We start from the raw sequence: 21,140 nt of genomic DNA on the forward strand, positions 1-21,140 counted from the left end.
TCCTAGGGGAGCAGGGGAATGCCGGCCCCGGCGGCCGGCCCGTCGCTCCGTTCGCTAAGCGATCCGAACGGCGTCTTCGCCATGTCACAAGCGCGTGTTCACGCGGCAACGGGCACGGCCTGGGGCGTCGGGGGCTCAGACCGGCTTCTGCTCGCCCCTCCGGCGGCTCTCATAGACCATCATCCGGTGGCCCTTGTTCATGAAGCTGTCCGCCGGGACCATGCCGATATCCGCCAGTACGGCGCGCGAGCCCTGGTTGGTTTCCCGCGCCACGGCGATGATCCGCTCCAGTCCCGCCCGATGCCCGAAGGCCAGGGCGGCGGCGGCGGCCTCCCGCGCATAGCCGTGGCCGCGGCATTCCGGCCAGAGCGCGAAGCGCAGCGCCACGCCACGCCCGTCCGGCCTCTCCATCAGCCCGGCGATGCCGAGGAAGGCCTCGTCCTCCTGCCGGTGGACGCACCAGGTGCCGTAGCCGCGCACGGTCCAGAAGTCGATGTCGTCCTCCATCTCCTCCCGCGCGCGCTCCGGGCTTCGTACGCCGTGCAGCATGATGGCGAAGACCCGCTCATCCGCCTTGAGCGCGGTCAGCTCGGGCAGGTTCTCCCAGCCAACGGGCAGGAGCAGGAGGCGCGGCGTCCGGACCAGCCGGGACAGCCGCAGGGAATCGGAGGAATGGAACATTGTGGACGTGACACCAGGGGCCGGCTCCGCCATCCCACCCCTGACCGGGGACAAGGCGGCGGGCTCACCGGAAGGAGGACGGGAACCCGTCCCCCACGCGCTCAGCGCGTGAGGGGCCGGTACTTGATCCGGTGCGGCTCGTCGGCCGCGGCGCCCATACGTCGCTTCTTGTCGGCCTCATAGGCCTGGTAGTTGCCCTCGAACCACTCCACGTGGCTGTCGCCCTCGAAGGCCAGGATGTGGGTGGCCAGCCGGTCCAGGAACCAGCGGTCGTGCGAGATGATCACCGCGCAGCCCGCGAAGTCCTGCAGCGCCTCTTCCAGGGCGCGGAGCGTGTCCACGTCCAGGTCGTTGGTCGGCTCATCCAGCAGCAGCACGTTGTGCGGGTTCTTCAGCATCTTCGCCAGATGCACCCGGTTCCGCTCGCCGCCCGACAGCACGCCCACCGGCTTCTGCTGGTCGCCGCCCTTGAAGTTGAAGGCGGCGCAATAGGCGCGCGAGGGCACGGACCGCTTGCCCATGGTGATCATGTCCTGTCCGTCGGAGATTTCCTGCCAGACGGTGCGCTTGTCATCCAGGCTGTCGCGGCTCTGGTCCACATAGCCGAGCTGCACGGACTCGCCGACGATCATCCTGCCGGCATCCGGCTGGTCCACGCCGGTGATCATCTTGAACAGCGTGGTCTTGCCGGCGCCGTTCGGGCCGATCACACCGACGATGCCGCCGGGCGGCAGCTTGAAGCTCAGGTCGTCGATCAGCAGCCGGTTGCCGAAGCCCTTGCGGATTTCCTCGGCCACGATGACCGTGTTGCCCAGGCGGGGCGCGGGCGGGATCTGGATCTCGGTCGGGTCGGGCGCCTTGTCCTGGCTCTTGAGCAGCAGCTCCTCATAGGCCTGGATGCGCGCCTTGCTCTTGGCCTGGCGGGCGGAGGGGCTGCGCCCGATCCATTCCTGCTCCTCGGCCAGTTGCCGCTGACGCGTGCTCTCCTCCTTCTCCTCCTGCTTCAGCCGCTTGCGCTTGGCCTCCAGATAGGAGGAGTAGTTGCCCTGGTACGGGATGCCGCGGCCGCGATCGACCTCCAGGATCCAGTTGGTCACGTTGTCCAGGAAGTAGCGGTCGTGGGTCACCACCAGCACCGCGCCCGGATACTCGCGCAACGTCTTTTCCAGCCAGCTCACGCTCTCGGCGTCCAGGTGGTTGGTTGGCTCGTCGAGCAGCAGCAGCTCCGGCTTCTCCAGCAGCAGCTTGCACAGCGCCACGCGCCGCCGCTCGCCGCCCGAGAGATTGGTCACCGGGCTGTCGAAGGGCGGGCAGCGCAGCGCGTCGAGCGCGATCTCGACGGTGCGGTCGATCTCCCAGCCATTGGCGGCGTCGATGCGCTCCTGCAGCTCGGCCTGCTCGGCCAGCAGGGTGTTCATCTCGTCTTCCGTCATCTCCTCGGCGAACTTCATCGAGATCTCGTTGAAGCGTGCGAGGTCGGCCTGCACCGCGGCGAAGGCGCCCATGACGTTCTCGCCCACGGTCTTGTCGGGGTCGAGATGAGGCTCCTGGCTCAGATAGCCTACACGGACGCCCTCGGCCGCCCAGGCCTCGCCGCCATATTCCTTGTCCTGCCCCGACATGATGCGCATCAGCGTGGACTTGCCGGCACCGTTCGGGCCCAGCACGCCGATCTTGGCATCGGGCAGGAAGCTCAGCGTGATGCCCTTGAAGACCTCGCGCCCGCCCGGATAGGACTTGGTGAGATCCTTCATCACATAGACATACTGGTAGGCGGCCATGGCGCGGTCTTTCAGGCAGAACGTGGAAGGATTTACGGCCGGTTCTACCGGCTCGGCCCCGCAGCGTCGAGCATCGGCATCGTTGCCGCGGGTCCGGAATGGGGCTGCTTCAGCGCCGCCGCCCGCTGCGGCAGGGATCGCCACCTCGGCCGGCTCCCCGCGGAATGCGGGTGGGCGCGTGGAAATCCGGCGGCCGTCCCGCGATCCAGCGCAGGAAATCCGCCAGCCGCGCCTCACCCCGCAGCGCCTCCGGATCGGAGAAGTGCCGCGCCAGCTCCGCCTCGCTGAAGCGGGCATGGATGGCGCTGTGGCAAATCTGGTGCAGCCGTACCGTCCCCTTGTGCGTGCCGCCCTTGAGGCGGGGGATCAGGTGATGGCGGCTGGAGCGCGCATGGACCGGGATCGGCCGCAGGCACAGGGCACAAACCATCTCCTCCCCCAAGGCCGGGCCGAGTGGCGGGTGCTGTCGTTCCGGGGGGTCAGGGCGTCGCGTGCGTCGTGACACCGGCGTCATATGGGGCGTTTGCCGCGCGCCGGAAGACGGCGTGCCATGCCCGGGCCGCGTGGCACGGTCCCGGCGCGTAGGCCGGTTGCCCGGAAGCCCTGCTTCCCGGCGCGGTCCGGCGGCAGCGGGCGGCAGCGAAAGCGGCTCCAGGGCGCACGGCGCCCGGGCGGGGTGGGGCATGGGGGCGAGGCGGAACCTTGCCCCCAAGTCCCGGAAGGGTAACGCCGCCTCCGACAAGCGGAGGTCGGAGGTAGGGTTGCCCCTTCGGGATCAGCCGTTGCTCGCGGCGGGCTTGGCCGCATGGTGCCGCGTGGTGCGGCTGCGCTGGGTGCGATGGGCGGCGGACTTGTGCTTCGCTCCCGTCGCGGGGCTGGCAGCGGGCGCTGTCACCGTGGCGGGTGCATTGCTGTCGCTGGACTGCGCGAAGGCCGGCACGGAGGCCGTGACGAGACCAGCGGCCGCCAGAGCCAGGAACATGTGACGTAGAGACATGAGAGGTCTTCCCTGAGATTCTCCGGCTCCCCCGGCCGGATGGCGGAACGGAACCACGAAAACCCGGCGCCCTGCGTGAAGCCTTGGAAAGCCCGTCTCCATGCCGCATGCGCGAGGAAGCGGAAGGGATTGACACCATCCCCTCCGCTTCCGTTCGCGAGAGTGCCTCAGCGGCTGTTGGTGGTGCCCAGTGCGCGGCTCGCCGCCGTCCCCGAGGGATTGCCCGGCGTGCCGTCGGACTGTGAAGGATAGGCGCCCGAGGTATTGGTCCCGGCGGCCCGGTCCACCGCCCGGCTGGCGGCGGTGCCCGGCGGGTTGCTGGAATGCTGCCTGGCGCTGCTGCCGGTGGCGTGGTGGCGGCTTCGCTGCGTCGTCGTGCCGTCCGTGGCGCGCTTGGCGGCCCGGCTGGCCGCCGTCCCCGAGGGATTGCCGGGCTTGCCGTCGGACTGGGACGGATAGGCGCCCGAGGTATTGGTGCCGGCGGCCCGGTCCACTGCCCGGCTGGCGGCGGTGCCCGGCGGATTGCCAGGGGTGCCGTCCGCTGTCTGTGCGAAGGCTGGCGCGGCAGCCGAGACCAGCCCGGCCGCGGCCAGACCCAGGATTGCGTTGCGCAGGAACATGGCTGAACTCCCTCATCTCGCCGGCTGGTCGCGGCCGGTATCAAGACAGGAAGCTCTCACGCCGTGAGACAGTTTCGTGACGGCTTGGAAAGATCGCCGCCTGCAAGGGGCAGGAGGCTGGTCCCCTCCTGCCCCGCCCGGAAAAGACACCGGGCGGGGCCGGAAAGGTTCAGCCCAGCCCAGCCAGCACCTTGGCCGTGGCGCCACTGATCTCGCCCAGCTTCTCGCCCGCCGCGACCCGCGCCTGGGTCTTCATGCCACGCTCCTGCCGGGTGATCGCCTCACGCGCCTCGGCCTCCGCCTCGGCGGGCGGCAGCACCAGCACGCCGGACTCGTCGCAGAGCACCGCATCCCCCGGCATCACCACCACGCCGCCCATCGAGACCGGCACGTTCAGCCGGCCGCCCAGGTCGTAGATCCGCGTGGTGATCGGCGCCTGCCCCCGGCACCACATCGGGAAATCGGAGGCCTCCACCTCCTCCAGGTCGGTGCAGGGCCCGTCCACCACGCCGGCCTTCGCACCCGCCGCCTTGGCCGCCACGGTCACGCCGCCGCCCCAGCAGGCGTGGCGCACATCGCCCAGCCGGTCCACCACCAGGATGTCGCCCGGGCGCAGCAGGCCCAGCGCATGGTGCAGCAGGGTGGAATCCGGCCCCGGGATCTGTACCGTCACCGCCGTACCGGCCACCCGCCTGTGGCGCAGCAGCGGCTGCACGCCCCGGTCCACGAAGCCCCAGTGGCGCCAGTGGCCCACCGTGGCGGTCTCCGTCTGCTCCAGCAGCGCGATCACCTCGGCGCTAATCTGCGGCGCGCTCTTCTCCACGACGTATTTCGGCATTCTCACCTCACTCCTTCGCAAGCGCGCGCTGGAAACCCACCAGCCGCTCCACCAACAGGACTACCGCGAGCGCCACAACGATCAGCGCCATGGCCAGGGCCGCCACAAGGGGGTCGGACCGGCTTTCGGTGTACTGGAACATCGCCACCGGCAGGGTCGTCAGGCGCGGCCCCGCCAGGAACAGGCTGATCACCGTCTCGTCGAAGGAGACCAGGAAGGCCAGCGCCCCCGCCGCCACGGCCCCGGGCGCCGCGATCGGCAGGGTGATGCGCAGCGCCGCGCGCAGCGGCGTGGCGCCCAGCGTCCAGGCGGCCTCCTCCACGTCGCGCGGCACGGCGGCAAAGGCCTGCACCATGATCCTCACGGCGAAGGGGATGGCCACGAGACTGTGCCCCAGCGCCAGCCCCGGCCAGGTCGCGATCAGCCGCATCGGCTGAAGGGCCACCATCAACCCCAGCCCCAGCACCAGCGTCGGCAGCAGCAGCGGCGCCGCCAGCAGGCCGGCCACCACCCCCTTCCCGGGGAAGTCCAGCCGCGTCAGCGCATAGGCCGCCGGCCCGCCCACCACCAGCGCCAGCGCCGCGACGATCAGCCCCAGGATCAGGCTGGTGCCGAGCGCGCCCATCAGCGCCCCGTTGGCCAGCAGCGCCTCGTACCAGCGCAGGGAGAAGCCCGGCGGCGGAAAGGTCAGGTAGTTGCCGGCGCTGAAGGACACCACCAGCACCACCACGGCCGGGCTGAGCAGCAGCAGGTAGCCGCACAGCGCGAAGAACCGTAGCAGCGGCCCCGCCTCCGTCACCGGTCTCATGCCGCGTTCTCCCCCTGTTGCCCCCGGGGCCGCGCCACGCCGGTCAGCACTCCGCGCAGCAGCATCACCACCAGCAGAGCCAGCAGCAGCAGCATCGCCAGCACCGCCGCCACCGGCCAATCCACCGTGGTCAGGGCTTGGTCGTAGATCTCGGTCGCCACGGTGAAGACCCGCCCGCCGCCCATCAGCCGCGGCGTGATGAAGGCGGAGATGCCCAGCACCAGCCCGAGCAGGAAGGCCCCGCCCAGTGCCGGCGCCGCCAGCGGCAGCGTCACCCGCAGGAAGGTGCGGGTCCGCCCAGCTCCCAGCGTCGCGGCGGCTTCCTCCAGCCGGGGATCGAGCCGCCCCAGCCCGGCGATCAGCACCAGCACCGCATAGGGCATCAGGCTTTCCACCAGCCCGATCCAGACACCGGTCCAGTTGTTGATCAGCGGCACCGGGCCGCCGGTCAGGCCGAGCCAGCCCAGCACCACGTTGATCAGCCCGAGATCGCCCAGGATCGCCCGCCAGCCCACCACCCGCGCGGTGCCCGAGATCAGCAGCGGCGAGACCGCCATCAGCGCCAGCGGCGCCCGCCAGCGGGGCGAGGCACGGCGGATCAGCAGCACCACCGGCAGGGCCAGCGCCGCGGCGATGGCCGAGGCCCCGGCGGACAGCACCAGCGTGTCCCAGGCGAGCCCCCAGTAGTACGGGTCCCCCGCGACCTTGGCATAGGTCTCCGTGGTGAGCGCCGTCTCCATCGCCCCGGTCTCGGCGGTGCGGTTCAGGCTGATGCGGAAGAGGCCCAGCATCGGCCAGAGGAAGGCCAGCGCCAGCACCAGCAGGGCCGGTGCGCTCAGCAGCCAGCCGATCACACCGGGAACACCCGCAGGTCCTCCGGCCGCAGCGCGAGGCGCACCGCATCCCCCACCCGCAGCGCGGCGCCGGGATCATAGGCGGGCAGTTCCGCCTGCACTGGCCCGGCCGGGGTCTCCGCCTCCAGCCAGACGATCTCGCCGCTATAGGTCCGGCGCAGCACGTGCCCTTCGAGCAGCACCGCGCCCTCCGGCGTGGGGCCGGCCGGCATCACCCGCACCCGGTGCGGCCGCAGGAAGGCCTCCGCCGCCCCGACCGGGTGCCCCGCCGCCACCGGCAGCGCCGTGCCGCCGGCCCGGAACACCCCGCCCGGTTCCACCGCGCCGGACAGCCGCGAGGCCCGCCCGACGAAACCCGCCACGAAGCGCGTCGCCGGGTTCTCGAAGACCTCCTCCGGCGGGGCCATCTGCTCGATCCGCCCGTCCTTCATCACCGCCACGAGGTCGGCCATGGCCAGCGCCTCGCTCTGGTCGTGGGTGACGAAGATGGCGGTGGTGCCGAGACGCTGTTGCAGGGCGCGGATCTCGTCGCGCACCTCCTCCCTCCGCTTGGCGTCCAGCGCCGAGAGCGGCTCGTCCAGCAGCAGCAGGTCGGGGCGGATCGCCAGCGCCCGGGCCAGGGCCACGCGCTGCTGCTGCCCGCCCGACATGGCGCGCGGCTTGCGGTCGGCCAGCGCGCCGAGGCCCACCATCTCCAGCGCGCCCCGTGCCTGCGCCAGCCGCTCCGCGCGCCCGACGCCGCGCATCTCCAGGCCGAAACCGGCATTGGCCAGCGCGCTCATGTGCGGGAAAAGGGCATAGGACTGGAACACCACCCCCATGTTGCGCCGGTGCGGCGGCAGGGCGGTGACATCCTGCCCCGCCACCACGACACGGCCGGAATCCGGCTGCTCCAGCCCCGCGATCATGCGCAGGGTCGTGGTCTTGCCGCATCCCGAGGGGCCGAGCAGGGCCAGCAGCGCGCCCTTGGGCAGTTCCAGCGACACGTGGTCCACCGCCAGCGGTCCGCCCGCGCCGAAGCGGCGGGTCAGCCGCTCCAGCACCAGATAGCCCGCCATCAGCGCGTGGCCGCCGTCATCACCTCGCGCCGCCAGCGCTGGTTCCAGTTGTCGCGCAGCTTCACCGCCTCCAGCCAGTCGATCGGCACGATGCGGCTGCGGTATTCCGGCGCCAGGGCGGTGCGGCCGATCGCCTTGGCGTCCTTCTGCGCCTGGAGGTTGGTCGGGCCGTAGAACATGCGGTCGGTGAAGGCGGCCTGTGGCCCGGCGGAAAGGGCATGGCCCAGGAAGGCCATGGCCTGCTCCCGGTGTTTGGCCCCCTTCACGATGTTGATCGTGTTGATCTGGAAGGCCGTGCCCTCCTCGGGGATCAACACGCCCAACTTGCCCTTGCTCTGGTCGTGATAGAGCTGCGAGCGCGCGTTCCAGCCGGTGCCGAAGGCGATCTGCCCGCTCAGCACCATGGAATAGGCATCCGGGCTCGGCTGGAAGGTCTGCACGTTCGGCACGATCTGCTTCAGCAGCGGAATGGCGGCGCCGATGTTCTTCCAGTCGCCCGAGGCGCCGTGCGCCAGGATCGCGGTCAGCGCCATGCCCTGGATGTCGGGCGGCGCGCTCAGCGAGGACCGGCCCTTGTATTCCGGCTTGGCGAGATCCATCCAGCGCGCCGGCGCCACCTTGATCGCCTCGGCATCGTAGATCAGTGTCAGGTGGTCGTAGGTCACCGCCGGGCCGCAGCCATTGCCCACCTTGCCCGCCTGCTCGTCCAGTTCCTTCAGCACCGGCAGGGCCTGGGGCGTCAGCGGCTCCACCAGCCCTTCCGCGCAGGCCGCGGCGGCGGTGCTGGCATCCATGATCACCACGTCCACCTGCGGATCTGCTTTCTGCGCCCGCAGGGTGCCCAGCATCTGGGCGGAACCGCCCAGGCCAGGATCGGTATACTGAACCGTGACCCCGCTGGCCTGGGAGAAGGGCTGCACCACCACCTGCGAATAATTGTCCTTGAACACCCCAGCATAGGCGAGGAGCACCATCTCGCCCCCCGGCTTCACGGGGCCCTGCGCCCGGGCTGCGGGCATGGCCGCCAGGGCCGCCAGGCAGAGCGCGAGGGTCAGTCTGGAACTCGAACCGGGCAGGCGCATGGGCTTCTCCAGGGAATCCGCGTCGTGGTCTGCGAGCGTGCCTGCAAGCATCGGACCACGGGCGGGATGCGCAACCCCGTCGTCTCGCAACTGCGTCGGTGCCGGTATACAGGGCAGTGGCAGCGCCCTACCCCCAGAGCGGCAACCCGATCGCCGCCGCCAGGGCGATCAACCCGAAGCAGATCCGCCGGAACAGGGTCTCGCTCGCCCGGCCGAACATGCGGCTGCCGCACCACAGGCCCAGCGCGTAGCCCGGCGCCATCAGCGCCGCCAGCACCAGCACCTCCCCGGTCAGCAGCCCGGCGAGGAGATAGACGGCCATGCTGATGACCCCGCTTGTGGCGAAGAACAGCACGATGTTCGCCCGCACCCTCGCGGCCGGGATCGCGCCGCCGAGCCAGTAGGCCACCACCGGCGGCCCGCCCATCTGCGCCAGGCCGGAGAAGAGCCCCGACCCGGCCCCGACGGCCAGCGAGAGCGGCAGGGCCGGGCGGCCGTGATAGCGCCACCCGGAGGCCAGCAGAGCCAGCATCGCCACCGCCAGGGCGCACATGCCCCAGCGCAGCGCCACCGGGTCCATCCGCAGCAGCAGCCAGGCCCCCAGGGGTGCGCCGAGCAGCGCCCCGGCGGTCAGGCAGGCGACCTCCCGCCGTGCCGCCGTGCGCCAGGCGGCCGGAACCAGGGGAAAGGCCGTGGCATTGTCCACCAGGACCAGCAGCGGCGCGGCCAACCTCGGCTCCAGCACCGCGCTGGCCAGGGGGATGAAGATCAGGGCCGAGCCGAAGCCGGAGAAGCCGCGCGCCAGCCCGGCCAGCACGGCGGTGAGCAGCGTGGCCAGCAGCGGCAGGGTGTGCGGCAGTTGGAGCGCGATCACGAAGCCATCCCGTCCCGGCCGGCGGCGCCGTCGCGGCGCGAGCAAAGGCGGATGGGCCGGGCAGGAATCGAACCCGCAACCAAGCCGTTATGAGCGGCCAGCTCTAACCGTTGAGCTACCGGCCCTCCGCGAGGCCGGTTTAAGGGGCTCGCGGCGCCTCGGCAAGAAAGGCCCGGATCGCCTCCTCCGCCCCGGCGATGCCGGTCAGCCACTCGCCATGTCCCTGCGGCCCGTCGAGCGCCTCCAGCCGCACCGGCCGGCCCAGCCCCTTCAGCACGCCCTCCAGTTCCCGCGCATACTCGATCGGGAAGAGCCGGTCCCGCTCCCCCGGCACCAGCAGCCAGGAGGCCTTGCCCTGCGACAGCGCCGCACGCGTGTCGGGGTATTCGTTGAGAAAGAGCTGCATCGCCCGGGTCAGGTAGAGGAAGGAGTTGGCATCGGCGAGCTTTGCCCGCCCCGTGGCGATCTCGGTCAGGTAGGGATCGACCGCCACCGTGTCCGTCATCCTGCGCGCCGGGTCCTGCCCCTCCGCCGCCCGCCCGTCGAAGCGCGACAGCGCCGCCCGGTCCTGGGTCTGCAGCGCGATGATCCGCAGCGCGTCGGTCAGCCCGCGCAACGGCGGCTCGCGCCCCTGGACGTAGTAGTCACCGTTGCGCCAGTTGGGATCAGCCCGGATCGGCGCCTCCCAGATCTCCATCCAGGCCTGCAGCCAGGCATCCATCCGGCCGATCGGCATCACGGGCATCACCCGGTCCACAAGGGCGGGATAGGCCGCCGCCCATTCGATGGCCTGCATCGCCCCCATCGAGGGTCCGGCCACCAGCGCCAGCCGCTTCACCCCCAGGCTGTCCAGCAGCCCCTTCTGCACCTCCACGAAGTCGCGGATCGACAGCACCGGGAAGCTCATCCCGTAGGGCCGCCCGGTGGAGGGATCGACGCTGGCGGGCCCGGTGCTGGTGGTGCGGCTTTCCCGCACATAGAGATTGGCCGGCGTGTCGCTCGCCACCACGAAGAAGCGGTTGGTGTCGATCGGCTTGCCCGGCCCGATGATCGCGTCCCACCAGCCCAGCGGCCCGTTCGCATCGTTGCGGCCGAAGGCCTGGCCATTGGCGACGAAGGGGTGGGTGATCAGCACGGCATTGCCGCCCGCCGCGTTCAGCGTGCCCGCGGTCTGGTAGCCGATGCGCATCCGCCCGACCGTGGCGCCACCGCGCGTGGTGAAGCCCGCGATCTCGAAGTTCTTCCTTTCCACCAGCGCGAGTTCGCCCGCCGGGTCGGAGGAAGCCGGGGCCTGGCCCGGGGCAGCATTCTGGGCAGCACTCTGGGCCTGGGCCGGCAGGATGCCGCGCAGCGCGGCGGCGAGGCCGAGGAGAAGGGGGGGCAACATGCGGCGCGGCGTCATGACGATTCCTGGATCGCGCGTTCTGGGCGGCGATGCTGCCGCCGCCCCCTTCCCCGCGCAAGCCGCCCGCCGCCGCAATGCGGGCGCCTCGCCAGCCTGTGCGGTGGCGAAGACGGCCCATTGCTGCTAGGGGGGCGGAGACGGTGGACCGGGACCAGCCCCGGCCGCCTCTTGGCTCCATTCCTCGGCAGGACCCGCATGAACGCCAGCAAGATCCCGACCGGCAAGGCACCGCCGCACGACATCAACGTGGTGGTGGAGATTCCCCCGGGCTCGCAGGTGAAGTACGAGCTGGACAAGGACAGCGGCGCCATCGTGGTGGACCGCTTCCTGTTCACGCCCATGGCCTATCCGGCCGCCTATGGCTTCATCCCCGGCACCGTGGCCGATGACGGCGACCCGACCGACGTGCTGGTGCTGACCCCCGCCCCGGTGGTGCCCGGCGCCACCATCCGCGTGCGCCCGATCGGCGTGCTGCTGATGGAGGACGAGGCCGGCCAGGACGAGAAGCTGGTCGCCGTGCCGCACGACAAGATCACCACGCTCTTCACCGAGGTCCAGACGGTGGACGACCTGCCCGTCCTGCTGCGTCAGCAGATCGAGCACTTCTTCACCCGCTACAAGGACCTGGAGCCCGGCAAGTGGGTGAAGGTCACCGGCTGGGGCACCAAGGAACAGGCCCTGGCCCTGGTCGAGCGCGGCATCGCCGCCGCCGGCGAGAGCAAGTAAGGCCCGTTTTCCCGCGACGCTGCCGGACGGGCCGTGCGGACACGCATGGCCCGGACGGTGGCGGAGGGCATGGACACGCCCTCCCGCTCCCGGACCGGCGGGGTCTCTCACGGGCCCGACCCGGTGCGGCCACGCCGAGGATCGCAACATGGCCGCCCCTCGTTGACAGGTGTCCGGACGAGCCCATACCGTAGGCCCCATGGGTGAGTTCCGTCTCCGCACCGCGAGCCGACGCCGTCGCTGCTTTCCAGCGGCGGCTCTCGTGGCTGCGTGCAGACAGGCCCCTCCCCCGGCGAAACTCGCTCCCTAGCGGTCCTCCCCCCGAGGCGGCATCCGCCCGCATCTCCGAACCCCCGCAGCCTCCGGCTCCGGGGGTTTTTCTTTGCCCTCCCTCCAGCAGCAGGACATCAGCATGAGCATTCGCGTCGGTATTGTCGGGATCAGCGGCTTCGGCGGCGGCGAGGCGATGCGCCTGATCGCGGGCCACCCGTCCTTCGAGCTTGTCCATGCCGCGGGCGAGGGCAGCGCGGGCAGCCGGCTGGGAGACCGCTTTCCCGGCGCGCCGGCGAAGCTCGCCGGGATGGTGATCGAGCGCTGGGACCCCGCGGCCCTGCCGGATCTGGACCTGCTCTTCGCCTCGCTGCCCACCGGCAGCTCGGCCGAGGCGCTGGCGCGCGTCCGCCCGGAGGTGAAGATCGTCGATATCGGCGGCGACCACCGCTATGCCGAGGGCTGGGCCTACGGCCTCGCCGATATCTGGCCGGAACGGATCGAGGGACAGCGCCGCGTCGCCAATCCCGGCTGCTTCCCGTCGGCGGTGCTGACCCCGTTGGCACCGCTTCTGGCCGAAGGGCTGGTCGAGCCCGGGCGCATCGTGATCGATGCCAAGACGGGCATCTCCGGCGCGGGGCGGGGCGGCGCCGACAGCCGGTTCGGCTATGCTGAGAGCAACGAGAATCTCGTGCCCTACGGCCTGCTTCGGCACGTCCACATGCCCGAGATGGAGCGGACGATCGAGCGGCTGAGCGGCGGCAGCGCGGCCGGGCTGGTGTTCACGCCGCACCTGGTGCCGATGACCCGCGGCCTGCTCGCCACCCTCTACTGCCGCGGCCGCGTCACCACGGAGCGGTGCCTGGACGCGGCGCGGCGCTTCTATGCCGGACGGGCCTTCGTCCGCGTGACCGACCGGCCGCCGCAGACCAAGTGGGCGACCGGCTCGAACCTCGCCTTCGTCAGCTACGCGGCCGATCCGGAGCGCGAGCTGGTGATCGCGATGGGCGTGGTCGACAATCTCGGCAAGGGCGCGGCCGGACAGGCGGTGCAGAACGCGAACCTGATCTGCGGCCTGCCGGAAACCGCGGGGCTGGAGGGCGCGCCCGTCTGGCCCTGATTCTGTCCGGCCCTGATTCTGTCCGGCCCTGATTTCGCCTGACCCTGGTCCATCTGGCCCCGTTCCCGTCCGGCCTCGACGTGACAGTTCCGCCGGCCACCGGGCCCTGCCGGGGCACATGGCTCCAGCAGGGCCCGGGACATGGCGGGCTCGACGCCCGCCCCGGACTCGCCGGACGCCCCGTGACAGGGTGCCCGGTCCCGCCGCGCGGCGGTTGCCTCAGAACCAGCCGGGCACCACCAGCATCAGCCAGGCCAGGGCAGGCCCGGCGATGATCACTAGGATGCTGTAGGCCAGGAAGCGCTTGTAGACGCTGTCGCGCTCCTCCGGCGGGGCATTCGCCACCACCAGCGCGCCGTTGGTCGAGAAGGGGCTGACATCCACCACGGTGGAGGAGATCGCCAGGGCCGCGATCATGCCTACCGGGCCGATCTCGCCCTGTTGCAGGAACGGCACCGCCAGCGGGATGGTGGCGCCCAGCACCGCGACCGAGGAGGCGAAGGCGGAAACGATGCCGCCCACATAGCAGAGCAGCAGGGCCGCCAGCAGCGGCGCGCCGATGCCGGACACGCCCTGGCCCAGCGAGTCGATGGCGCCAGAGCGCTGCAGCACCGCGATATAGGTGATTACCCCGCCCACCAGCAACACGGCGGACCAGCTGATCTTGTCCACGGCGTTCTTCTGCTCGTTGGGCGAGATCAGGGCGAGCACCACCGCCACCGAGATCGCCACCAGCCCGACATTGAGGTTGAAGGCCAGCGCCCCCACCGCCAGGGCAAGGAGGCCCGCCAGCGTCAGCATCTGCTCCGTCGTCACACGTTGGCCGCCGGGCACGAGGCGCGAGGGGGCGGTGATCTGCGCAGCCGGGCTGGTGCCGTAGCCCTCGATCTGGAGTTCCGCCGCCGGCCCGTCGCGGCCCAGCGCCGGCTCGGGGCCGGGCTCGGCCCCCGCCCCGGCCTTTTGGCGCAGCAGCCTCAGCCCACCGAAGGCGAAGAAGACGGCGATGGCCACCAGCAGGTTGAAGACAAGGCTGGCCAGGAAGACCACCATCTCGTCGCCGGGAATGCCCGAGCGCGCGACGATCTGGTTGGTGATGCCGCCGTAGATGCTGATCGGCGAGAAGCCGCCGCCCTGGGCGCCGTGGATCACCAGCAGGCCCATCATCAGCGGGTTGATCCCGTACTGCCGCGCGAACTGCAGCGCCACGGGCGCCAGGATCGCCACCGCCGCCGGGCTCACCGCCCCCACCGCCGTCAGGCAGGCCGCCACGGTGAACATGATCCAGGGAATCGCCGCGATGCGGCCGCGCACCATGCGCACGGCGGAATGGACCAGGAAGTCGATGGTCCCGTTCTTCTGCGCGATCGCGAAGAGATAGGTGATGCCGACCAGCGTCACGAAGAGATCGCCGGGAAAGCCCGCGATGATCTGGTCGGCCCGCAGGCCCATGAAGACGGTGCCAACCAGGAAGGCCAGGGCAAAGGCCAGCGCCCCCATGTTGATCGGCAGGACGGTGGCGACGATGAACATCACCACGAGCCCGGCGATGGCGGCGGTCTGCGCGCCCATCGGTCAGGCGCGCCCGTGGGGGGCGGGGTACGCGGACGGCATGACGCCGCCCGCCCGGGATGCGGGTCGGTTGCTCATGGAACACTCCTCCGGCGAGGCCCGGTTCGCCCGGGGCCTTCGTTCATCCTTGCCGTGGTTTCAGGAATGCCCGTCCACGGCGATCCGGAATACTAGATCACGTCCTTGAGCCGTTTCGATATACAAAACTACATTCACCTGTTCATAACGTATAAATTTCCACTCAATAGGCCATCCACTGCATACCGGGCGCGAGCCACCACGGCAGCCTTGCGCAACGAGAAAGCCCCGCGGGATCGCTCCCGCGGGGCCACACCGCCGGGCCTTCCGGCCCTCTACGGTGCCGGGGAGAGGCCCCCGGCGCTCGCCTTACACCTCGCCACGCGACATCCGGCTCGTCAGATGCTCCGCCTGGCGGATCGCCAGCGCCACGATGGTCAGCGACGGGTTGCAGGCCGCGCCGCTGGTGAACTGGCTGCCATCCGAGACATACAGGTTCGGCAGGTCGTGCGCCTTGCCGTTGCGGTCCACCACGCCGTCGCGCGGCCTCTCGCTCATCCGGTTGGTGCCCATGTTGTGGGTGGAGGGATAGGCGGTGGTGTGGAACACCCGCGTCGCCCCCACCGCGTCGTAGATCGCGCTGCCCTGACGGTAGCCGTGCTCACGCATCGCGATGTCGTTGGCATGGTCGTCGAAGTTCACCCGCGCCACCGGCAACCCGTGCTTGTCCTTCGCCTTGGGGTCCAGCGTGATGCGGTTGGTTTCCTGCGGCATGTCCTCGCCCACGATCCACATCCCCGCCATCCGGTCATAGCCGTCCAGCGCCGAGGTGAAGCCCCGCCCCCAGCCGCCGGGGTCCAGGAAGGCTGCCATGAAGGGCACGCCGAGCGAGAGCGTCTCCATCTCGTAGCCGCCGACGAAGCCGCGCTCCGGCTTGTGGTGCGCCTCGTCGCGCACGATGCCGGCCATGGTGGTGCCGCGGTACATGTGCACCGGCTTCTCGAACATGCCATAGACGCTGGCGGTCAGGTGCCGCATGTAGTTGCGCCCGACCTGGCCCGAGGAATTGGCCATCCCGTCCGGGAACAGCGAGGACGCGCTGTTGAGCAGCAGGCGCGGGCTCTCGATCGAATTCCCCGCGACGCAGACCACGCGCGCCTTCTGCCGGTGGTGGCTGCCCTGGGCATCGGCATAGATCACGCCGGTCGCCTTGCCCTTCGCATCGTGCTCGATCGTCAGCACCATGCAGTCGGGTCGGACTTCGAGGTTGCCGGTGGCCTCGCCCGCCGGGATCTCGGTGTACAGGGTGGACCACTTGGCGCCCGACTTGCAGCCCTGGAAGCAGAAGCCGATCTGCTGGCAGCCCCCCCGCCCGGCGCGCGGCTGGCTGTTGATCGCCATGTTGCCGGTGTGCACTTCCTGGTAGCCGAGCTTCTTCGCGCCCGCCGCCATCACCTTGAAGTTGTTGTTGCCCGGCAGGCGCGGGATGCCGTTGGTGCCGGTCACGCCCATCTTGTCCTCGGCCCGGGCGTAGTAGGGCGCCATCTCCGCCAGCGTGATCGGCCAGTCGAGCAGGTTGGCACCGTCCACCTTGCCGTAGGTCGTGCGCGCCTTGAACTCGTAGTCCTGGAAGCGCAGCGAGGCGCCCGCCCAGTGCGTGGTGGTGCCGCCCACCGCCTTCACGATCCAGGCTGGCAGGTTCGGGAAGTCCCGCGCCACGCGCCAGGAGCCGGTGGTGGTGCGCATGTCCGTCCAGGCGAGCTGGGCGAAGCTTTCCCACTCGTCGTTGACGAAGTCCTGGATCTCGTAGCGGCTGCCCGCCTCCAGGATCACCACCTTCACGCCCTTCTGCGCCAGCTCGTTGCCGAGCGTGCCACCGCCGGCGCCGGAGCCCACGATCACGACGAGGCTGTCGTCGTTCAGGTCGAAATTCGCCATCTCGAATCCTCCCCGCCGCTCAGGCCGACGGCAGCCAGTCGATGTCGTTGAAGCCGCGGTTGATGTAGCCGCCGTATTCCGCGCTGGAGCCCTCGTAGCCGAGCTTGGTCCAGACATCCTGCTGGTTGTAGAAGGCGACCACGAGATCGGCGCGCACCTTCTGGAAGAAGGGCGTCCGCTCGATCCCGTAGAGCAGCGGCAGGCGGTCGCGCTCCCAGTTCAGGCTCAGATAGTCGTTGCCGCCGTAGCGGATCCTGGAATCCGCATCGAGCCGGTCCACGCCTTCCTCCAGCAGCGTCCGCAGCGCCGCGTCCTTGCCCGCCTTGTCGTCATAGGAGAGCACGGCGCTGGCATAGAGCCGGTCCGGGATGCGGTCGTGCGGATAGATGTCGCGCGCCAGCTTCGCCAGCACCACCAGGGTGCGCGGCCTGAGGTTCCGGGCCTCCGCCGCCCAGCTCGCCTCCGCCGTGAAGAGCGTGGCGGCCACGGCGGCCGCGGGAACCGCCGTGGCCGCGCCGCGCAGGAAGATCCGGCGCGTCGAACGCAGCCGCTTGTCCACTTCCCTCATTCTCGTTCTCCTCCCATCATCGGGGCTGTTGCCGCCCCTGCTCCTCGAAACACTCACATCAGCGGAAGCGGCCTCCCCGCTGCAGCACCTCGATCCGGTAGCCGTCCGGGTCCTGCACGAAGAAGAACCGCGCCAGCGGCCTGCCCTCATGCTTCAGCTCCTTCAGCGGCAGGGGGGAAAGGCCCTCGCGCTCGAAGCGCGCATGCTCGGCCTCCAGGTCCTCCACCGAGACGGCGAGATGGCCGTAGCCGTCGCCGAGCTGATAGGGCTCGGCGCGGCCGTCGTTGACCGTCAGCTCCAGCTCGAACTCGCTTTCCGGGTTGCTCAGGTAGATCAGCGTGAAGCCGTCGAAGGCCAGCCGCTCCGCCACCTCCAGCCCGAAGGCGCGGCGATAGAAGTCGAGCGAGCGCGCCTCGTCGCGCACACGGATCATGCTGTGGATGGGCTTGGCCATCAGTTCCCCTCTTTCAGCCAGTCGATGATCGCCCCGCGGATGGCGGGGTTGGCCTGCCGGTACGGCATCACGGAGCCGGGCACGAGCCTGGCGCTGTCCACCAGCCAGGCATCCAACGTGGCGGCGTTCCATTGCAGGTCCGACGCCGCAAGGGCGGGGGAGTAGCGGAAGCCCTCCAGCTTGCCGGCCGTGCGGCCGACCACGCCATGCAGGTTCGGTCCCTGCCGGTTCGGCTCGCCAGCCCCGGCCGTGTGGCAGACGCCGCATTGCCGCTTGAACAGCGTCGCGCCGTCCGGCGGCGTCTGGGCCTGGACCTGGACCTGGGCCTGGGCCTGGGCCTGGGCCTGGGCCTGGGCCTGCCCCGGCACGGGCCCAGGGCCGATGGCCATGGCGGCGGCAATCGAAAGGGCGCCCAGCGCCCGGAGAACCTTGAATCCCATCTTGCCGGCGAGACTAGGCGCCGGCACCGGGGAACGGGTGGTATCAGGCTATAGCGTAGTCGCGCCGGGGATTTTCCCGCGCTCCGTCCCGCTCCAGCCGCCGCTGGCGCAGCCAGAGGGTGCAGGTCACGCGCAGCAGCGAGGCGAAGTTCCCGACCTCTCCGCGCCGTTCCATCACCTCGTCATGCAGGCTGGAAACGAAGCGGCCCACCGTGCTGCCCTCGGAAAGCGCGATCTCTTCCAGGATCTCCCAGAAGGCGGACTCCAGCCGGATGCTGGTGCAATGCCCGCTCAGCCGGACCGCACGCGTTTCGCAGGCATAGGTATCCGGCTCCTGGGATGCGTAGAGGTTGCACATGGACGCGGCTCTCCTGCTGGCCCGGGCCCGTTTCCGGCCCTTGGCCGCTCATCCTGCCGCGCCGCGCGGAGGATGCAACAAAGGACATGGTACGGCCGGGCGGGCGGGAGATGAGAAATTCGTCACTCTTCCCTTCGGACCGGCGCCGCGGGGGAAGCCTCAGCCCCGCCCGCGCAGCCAGGACGGCACGGAGAGGCCGGCGGAATCCGGCACGGGCCATTCCTCCCGCACCCGGCGCAACGGCACGAAGCCCGCCGCGATGTAGTTCGGCAGGGCGCGCGGATGGTCGGCGGTGCAGGTGTTCACGGTGAGCAGCTCGCAGCCCTCGCCCCAGGCCGTGTCCACCGCGTGGCGCAGGAAGGCGCGGCCGAGCCCCTGCCCCACCGCCTGCGGCATCAGCCCGAAATAGGCGAGGTTGATGCTGCGGTTCGCCCGCCGCTCCAGCTCGTAGAACCCGGCCGGCTCCCCGTCGCGGTAGAGCACGTGGATCGAGATGGCCGGGCTGGCCAGGATCTCCCGCAGGTGGTTGTCCGGCACGGTGCGCCGGAACCACCACAGGTACTCCCCGCCGACATTGTCGTAGAGGTAGCGATAGAAGGGCACCGTGCAGCGCTCCGCCACCTCCATCCGCACATCCCCGGGCAGGGAACGCGCGGGGGTGGCGGGGGGCCGGTCCATGCGCAGGAAGGTGACCTCCACCGTCACCGGCGTGATGCCATGCGGCCCCAGCGCGCGGACCGACATGATCAGCTGTCCAGGAAGGAGCGCAGCTTCCGGCTCCGGCTCGGGTGCTTGAGCTTGCGCAGCGCCTTCGCCTCGATCTGCCGGATGCGCTCGCGCGTCACGTTGAACTGCTGCCCGACCTCCTCCAGCGTGTGGTCCGTGTTCATGCCGATGCCGAAGCGCATGCGCAGCACGCGCTCCTCGCGCGGCGTCAGGCTGGACAGCACCCGCGTCGTGGCCTCGCGCAGGTTGGTCTGGATCGCGGCATCCAGCGGGATGATGGCTGCCTTGTCCTCGATGAAGTCGCCGAGGTGGCTGTCCTCCTCGTCGCCGATCGGCGTCTCCAGGGAGATCGGCTCCTTGGCGATCTTCAGGACCTTGCGGACCTTCTCCAGCGGCATGCCGAGCTTCTCGGCCAGCTCCTCCGGCTGCGGCTCCCGCCCGATCTCGTGCAGCATCTGGCGGCTGGTGCGGACCAGCTTGTTGATCGTCTCGATCATGTGCACGGGGATGCGGATGGTCCGCGCCTGGTCGGCGATGGAGCGCGTGATCGCCTGCCGTATCCACCAGGTGGCATAGGTGCTGAACTTGTAGCCGCGGCGGTACTCGAACTTGTCCACCGCCTTCATCAGCCCGATGTTGCCCTCCTGGATCAGGTCCAGGAACTGCAGGCCGCGGTTCGTGTACTTCTTGGCGATGGAGATCACGAGGCGCAGGTTGGCCTCGATCATCTCCTTCTTCGCCTGGGTCATGTCGCGCTCGCCGCGGCTCACCGTGGCATAGACGCGCCTGAACTCGGCGACCGGCAGGCCGGTCTGGTTGGCGGTCTTGGCGATCTCGGCGCGCACCGCCTCGACATCGTCGCGGCTCTTGGCGACGAAGGCCTTCCAGTACTTGCCCGGCAGGCTGTTCACCCGGTCCATCCAGCCCGGGTCCAGCTCGTTGCCGCTCCAGTGCTGCAGGAAGTCCTCGCGCTTGACCTTGGAGGCCAGCGCCATGCGCATCACCTGTCCCTCGAAGGTGGTCAGGCGCCGGTTCAGCCCCTTGAGCTGGTCCACCAGCTCCTCGATGCGGTTGTTGTGCAGCCGCACCTTCTCGATCAGCGCCACCAGCTCGACGCGCTGCTTCTCGTAGGTCTTCTCGGAACGGCCGTTCAGGTCGTCGCCGGCGGTATAGGCCTCCATGCGCTTGCTCGACAGCTTGTCGAGCTTGCCCAGGGTCTCCTCGATGGCCTCGAAATTGGCCAGGACCTCGGGGCGCAGCTTCTCCTCCAGCGCGGAAAGCGACAGGCCGATGCCCTCGCCCTCCTCGCCTTCCTCGACCTCCTCGACCTCGGCCGGCGGCGGGGCGTCGCTGTCGCCCGCCGCGGTCGCCTCCAGGTCGATCACATCGCGCAGCAGCATGCGCCCGGCCTTGATGTCCTCGTACCAGCCGAGGATGGCCTTGAAGGTCAGCGGGCTCTCGCAGAGGCCGCCGATCATCATGTCGCGCCCGGCCTCGATGCGCTTGGCGATGGCGATCTCGCCTTCGCGCGACAGCAGCTCGACGCTGCCCATCTCGCGCAGGTACATCCGCACCGGATCGTCGGTGCGGCCCATCGTCTCCTCGTTGACGTTGCCGCCGGCTTCCTCGTCCTCGGCCTCGGCGCCTTCCTCTTCCTCGGTGGCCTTCTTCTCGGCCACCTCCTCCTCGGCGCCGTCCTCGGCCTCGACGACGTTGATGCCCGCCTCGTTCAGCATGGCCATCGTGTCCTCGATCAGCTCGGAGGACACCTGCTCGGAGGGGAGCGCCTGGTTGAAGTCGTCGATGGTGATGTAGCCGCGCTCCTTGCCCCGGGCGATCAGCTTCTTCACCATCGAGGTCACGGCATCGAGGAGCACGCCCTCGACCTGCTCGTCGCGGTTCTCGGTCGTTTCCGTCCCGTTCGCGGTCTTCGTTGCCATTCCGAGCCTCCGAAA

Annotated in this window: 22 protein-coding genes and 1 tRNA gene; 2 read left to right on the top strand and 21 right to left on the bottom strand. The window is 70.2% G+C overall.

The genetic code is table 11. The features are described from left to right. Positions 1-135: 135 nt before the first annotated feature. The 13 genes from BT98_RS0109550 to BT98_RS0109610 all read right to left on the bottom strand — a co-directional run bounded on the left by BT98_RS0109550 (position 136) and on the right by BT98_RS0109610 (position 10,995). Positions 136-681 carry a GNAT family N-acetyltransferase gene (locus tag BT98_RS0109550; RefSeq protein ID WP_019459441.1) on the bottom strand — a complete coding sequence of 182 codons (546 nt, stop codon included), beginning with the start codon at positions 679-681 and terminating at the stop codon, positions 136-138. A gap of 101 nt (positions 682-782) precedes the next feature. Next, positions 783-2,462 carry an energy-dependent translational throttle protein EttA gene (gene ettA / locus BT98_RS0109555; protein WP_019459442.1) on the bottom strand — a complete coding sequence of 560 codons (1,680 nt, stop codon included), beginning with the start codon at positions 2,460-2,462 and terminating at the stop codon, positions 783-785. A gap of 109 nt (positions 2,463-2,571) precedes the next feature. Continuing rightward, positions 2,572-2,892, bottom strand: coding sequence for an HNH endonuclease family protein (locus BT98_RS0109560; protein ID WP_202801165.1), 321 nt, complete (start codon positions 2,890-2,892; stop codon positions 2,572-2,574). Between the two features lie 345 nt (positions 2,893-3,237). Next, entirely contained in the window at positions 3,238-3,459 is a 222-nt protein-coding gene (locus tag BT98_RS0109565) for a hypothetical protein (RefSeq protein ID WP_139341713.1), read from the bottom strand. Positions 3,460-3,626: 167 nt separating this feature from the next. Continuing rightward, positions 3,627-4,079 carry a hypothetical protein gene (locus tag BT98_RS23905; RefSeq protein WP_019459445.1) on the bottom strand — a complete coding sequence of 151 codons (453 nt, stop codon included), beginning with the start codon at positions 4,077-4,079 and terminating at the stop codon, positions 3,627-3,629. Between the two features lie 169 nt (positions 4,080-4,248). Beyond that, entirely contained in the window at positions 4,249-4,917 is a 669-nt protein-coding gene (locus tag BT98_RS0109575) for an RraA family protein (protein ID WP_019459446.1), read from the bottom strand. Between the two features lie 7 nt (positions 4,918-4,924). Then, on the bottom strand, positions 4,925-5,725 hold the full coding sequence (locus tag BT98_RS0109580) for an ABC transporter permease (protein WP_026032918.1): 801 nt from the start codon (positions 5,723-5,725) through the stop codon (positions 4,925-4,927). Next, complete coding sequence (locus tag BT98_RS0109585) at positions 5,722-6,579, bottom strand: ABC transporter permease (protein ID WP_019459448.1); 858 nt, start codon at positions 6,577-6,579, stop codon at positions 5,722-5,724. Before BT98_RS0109585 ends, BT98_RS0109580 begins: the two co-directional genes overlap by 4 nt. Beyond that, positions 6,576-7,637, bottom strand: a complete 1,062-nt coding sequence (locus tag BT98_RS0109590; protein WP_037250275.1) for an ABC transporter ATP-binding protein — start codon at positions 7,635-7,637, stop codon at positions 6,576-6,578. The genes BT98_RS0109585 and BT98_RS0109590 overlap by 4 nt, the downstream gene beginning before the upstream one ends. Next, positions 7,637-8,719: an extracellular solute-binding protein gene (locus BT98_RS0109595; RefSeq protein ID WP_019459450.1), complete on the bottom strand. Its 1,083-nt coding sequence runs from the start codon at positions 8,717-8,719 to the stop codon at positions 7,637-7,639. The genes BT98_RS0109590 and BT98_RS0109595 overlap by 1 nt, the downstream gene beginning before the upstream one ends. A 127-nt stretch (positions 8,720-8,846) precedes the next feature. Further along, positions 8,847-9,593, bottom strand: coding sequence for a sulfite exporter TauE/SafE family protein (locus BT98_RS0109600; protein WP_026032919.1), 747 nt, complete (start codon positions 9,591-9,593; stop codon positions 8,847-8,849). A gap of 52 nt (positions 9,594-9,645) precedes the next feature. Further along, a tRNA-Ile gene (locus tag BT98_RS0109605) sits at positions 9,646-9,718 on the bottom strand. Positions 9,719-9,732: 14 nt separating this feature from the next. Then, complete coding sequence (locus BT98_RS0109610; protein ID WP_019459452.1) at positions 9,733-10,995, bottom strand: E22 family MetX-like putative esterase; 1,263 nt, start codon at positions 10,993-10,995, stop codon at positions 9,733-9,735. Positions 10,996-11,193: 198 nt separating this feature from the next. On the opposite strand from BT98_RS0109610, the gene ppa reads away from it, so the two are divergent. Continuing rightward, entirely contained in the window at positions 11,194-11,724 is a 531-nt protein-coding gene (ppa, locus tag BT98_RS0109615) for an inorganic diphosphatase (RefSeq protein ID WP_019459453.1), read from the top strand. 412 nt (positions 11,725-12,136) lie between these two features. Beyond that, positions 12,137-13,114: an N-acetyl-gamma-glutamyl-phosphate reductase gene (gene argC / locus BT98_RS0109620; protein WP_019459454.1), complete on the top strand. Its 978-nt coding sequence runs from the start codon at positions 12,137-12,139 to the stop codon at positions 13,112-13,114. Positions 13,115-13,333: 219 nt separating this feature from the next. Here the strand turns inward: argC and BT98_RS0109625 are convergent, their stop codons facing one another. The 8 genes from BT98_RS0109625 to rpoD form a co-directional block, all read right to left on the bottom strand. After that, complete coding sequence (locus BT98_RS0109625) at positions 13,334-14,683, bottom strand: SLC13 family permease (protein WP_019459455.1); 1,350 nt, start codon at positions 14,681-14,683, stop codon at positions 13,334-13,336. A 387-nt stretch (positions 14,684-15,070) separates the two neighbouring features. Further along, on the bottom strand, positions 15,071-16,639 hold the full coding sequence (locus BT98_RS0109630) for a GMC family oxidoreductase (RefSeq protein ID WP_019459456.1): 1,569 nt from the start codon (positions 16,637-16,639) through the stop codon (positions 15,071-15,073). Between the two features lie 19 nt (positions 16,640-16,658). Beyond that, positions 16,659-17,207: a hypothetical protein gene (locus BT98_RS0109635; protein WP_019459457.1), complete on the bottom strand. Its 549-nt coding sequence runs from the start codon at positions 17,205-17,207 to the stop codon at positions 16,659-16,661. Between the two features lie 58 nt (positions 17,208-17,265). Continuing rightward, positions 17,266-17,661, bottom strand: a complete 396-nt coding sequence (locus BT98_RS0109640) for a VOC family protein (protein WP_019459458.1) — start codon at positions 17,659-17,661, stop codon at positions 17,266-17,268. Continuing rightward, a complete protein-coding gene (locus BT98_RS23910) occupies positions 17,661-18,128 on the bottom strand; it encodes a c-type cytochrome (protein ID WP_239371230.1) in 468 nt (155 codons plus the stop codon). Before BT98_RS23910 ends, BT98_RS0109640 begins: the two co-directional genes overlap by 1 nt. 16 nt (positions 18,129-18,144) lie before the next feature. Next, the gene (locus BT98_RS0109650; RefSeq protein WP_019459460.1) at positions 18,145-18,459 is read right to left on the bottom strand and encodes a ribbon-helix-helix domain-containing protein; all 315 of its coding nucleotides are present in this window, start codon (positions 18,457-18,459) and stop codon (positions 18,145-18,147) included. Between the two features lie 159 nt (positions 18,460-18,618). After that, the gene (locus BT98_RS0109655; protein ID WP_019459461.1) at positions 18,619-19,203 is read right to left on the bottom strand and encodes a GNAT family N-acetyltransferase; all 585 of its coding nucleotides are present in this window, start codon (positions 19,201-19,203) and stop codon (positions 18,619-18,621) included. A 2-nt stretch (positions 19,204-19,205) separates the two neighbouring features. Continuing rightward, the gene (gene rpoD, locus BT98_RS0109660) at positions 19,206-21,125 is read right to left on the bottom strand and encodes an RNA polymerase sigma factor RpoD (protein WP_019459462.1); all 1,920 of its coding nucleotides are present in this window, start codon (positions 21,123-21,125) and stop codon (positions 19,206-19,208) included. Between the last annotated feature and the right edge of the window lie 15 nt (positions 21,126-21,140).

This window comes from Roseomonas mucosa ATCC BAA-692, from assembly GCF_000622225.1.
Lineage (GTDB): Bacteria > Pseudomonadota > Alphaproteobacteria > Acetobacterales > Acetobacteraceae > Roseomonas > Roseomonas mucosa.

Excerpts from the sequence above, each read along its gene's own strand:
- BT98_RS0109550 (WP_019459441.1), bottom strand. The coding sequence starts at position 681 with ATGTTCCATTCCTCCGATTCCCTGCGGCTGTCCCGGCTGGTCCGGACG.
- ettA (WP_019459442.1), bottom strand. The coding sequence starts at position 2,462 with ATGGCCGCCTACCAGTATGTCTATGTGATGAAGGATCTCACCAAGTCC.
- BT98_RS0109560 (WP_202801165.1), bottom strand. The coding sequence starts at position 2,892 with ATGGTTTGTGCCCTGTGCCTGCGGCCGATCCCGGTCCATGCGCGCTCC.
- BT98_RS0109565 (WP_139341713.1), bottom strand. The coding sequence starts at position 3,459 with ATGTCTCTACGTCACATGTTCCTGGCTCTGGCGGCCGCTGGTCTCGTC.
- BT98_RS23905 (WP_019459445.1), bottom strand. The coding sequence starts at position 4,079 with ATGTTCCTGCGCAACGCAATCCTGGGTCTGGCCGCGGCCGGGCTGGTC.
- BT98_RS0109575 (WP_019459446.1), bottom strand. The coding sequence starts at position 4,917 with ATGCCGAAATACGTCGTGGAGAAGAGCGCGCCGCAGATTAGCGCCGAG.
- BT98_RS0109580 (WP_026032918.1), bottom strand. The coding sequence starts at position 5,725 with ATGAGACCGGTGACGGAGGCGGGGCCGCTGCTACGGTTCTTCGCGCTG.
- BT98_RS0109590 (WP_037250275.1), bottom strand. The coding sequence starts at position 7,637 with ATGGCGGGCTATCTGGTGCTGGAGCGGCTGACCCGCCGCTTCGGCGCG.
- BT98_RS0109595 (WP_019459450.1), bottom strand. The coding sequence starts at position 8,719 with ATGCGCCTGCCCGGTTCGAGTTCCAGACTGACCCTCGCGCTCTGCCTG.
- BT98_RS0109610 (WP_019459452.1), bottom strand. The coding sequence starts at position 10,995 with ATGACGCCGCGCCGCATGTTGCCCCCCCTTCTCCTCGGCCTCGCCGCC.
- ppa (WP_019459453.1), top strand. The coding sequence starts at position 11,194 with ATGAACGCCAGCAAGATCCCGACCGGCAAGGCACCGCCGCACGACATC.
- argC (WP_019459454.1), top strand. The coding sequence starts at position 12,137 with ATGAGCATTCGCGTCGGTATTGTCGGGATCAGCGGCTTCGGCGGCGGC.
- BT98_RS0109625 (WP_019459455.1), bottom strand. The coding sequence starts at position 14,683 with ATGGGCGCGCAGACCGCCGCCATCGCCGGGCTCGTGGTGATGTTCATC.
- BT98_RS0109630 (WP_019459456.1), bottom strand. The coding sequence starts at position 16,639 with ATGGCGAATTTCGACCTGAACGACGACAGCCTCGTCGTGATCGTGGGC.
- BT98_RS0109635 (WP_019459457.1), bottom strand. The coding sequence starts at position 17,207 with ATGAGGGAAGTGGACAAGCGGCTGCGTTCGACGCGCCGGATCTTCCTG.
- BT98_RS0109640 (WP_019459458.1), bottom strand. The coding sequence starts at position 17,661 with ATGGCCAAGCCCATCCACAGCATGATCCGTGTGCGCGACGAGGCGCGC.
- BT98_RS0109650 (WP_019459460.1), bottom strand. The coding sequence starts at position 18,459 with ATGTGCAACCTCTACGCATCCCAGGAGCCGGATACCTATGCCTGCGAA.
- BT98_RS0109655 (WP_019459461.1), bottom strand. The coding sequence starts at position 19,203 with ATGTCGGTCCGCGCGCTGGGGCCGCATGGCATCACGCCGGTGACGGTG.
- rpoD (WP_019459462.1), bottom strand. The coding sequence starts at position 21,125 with ATGGCAACGAAGACCGCGAACGGGACGGAAACGACCGAGAACCGCGAC.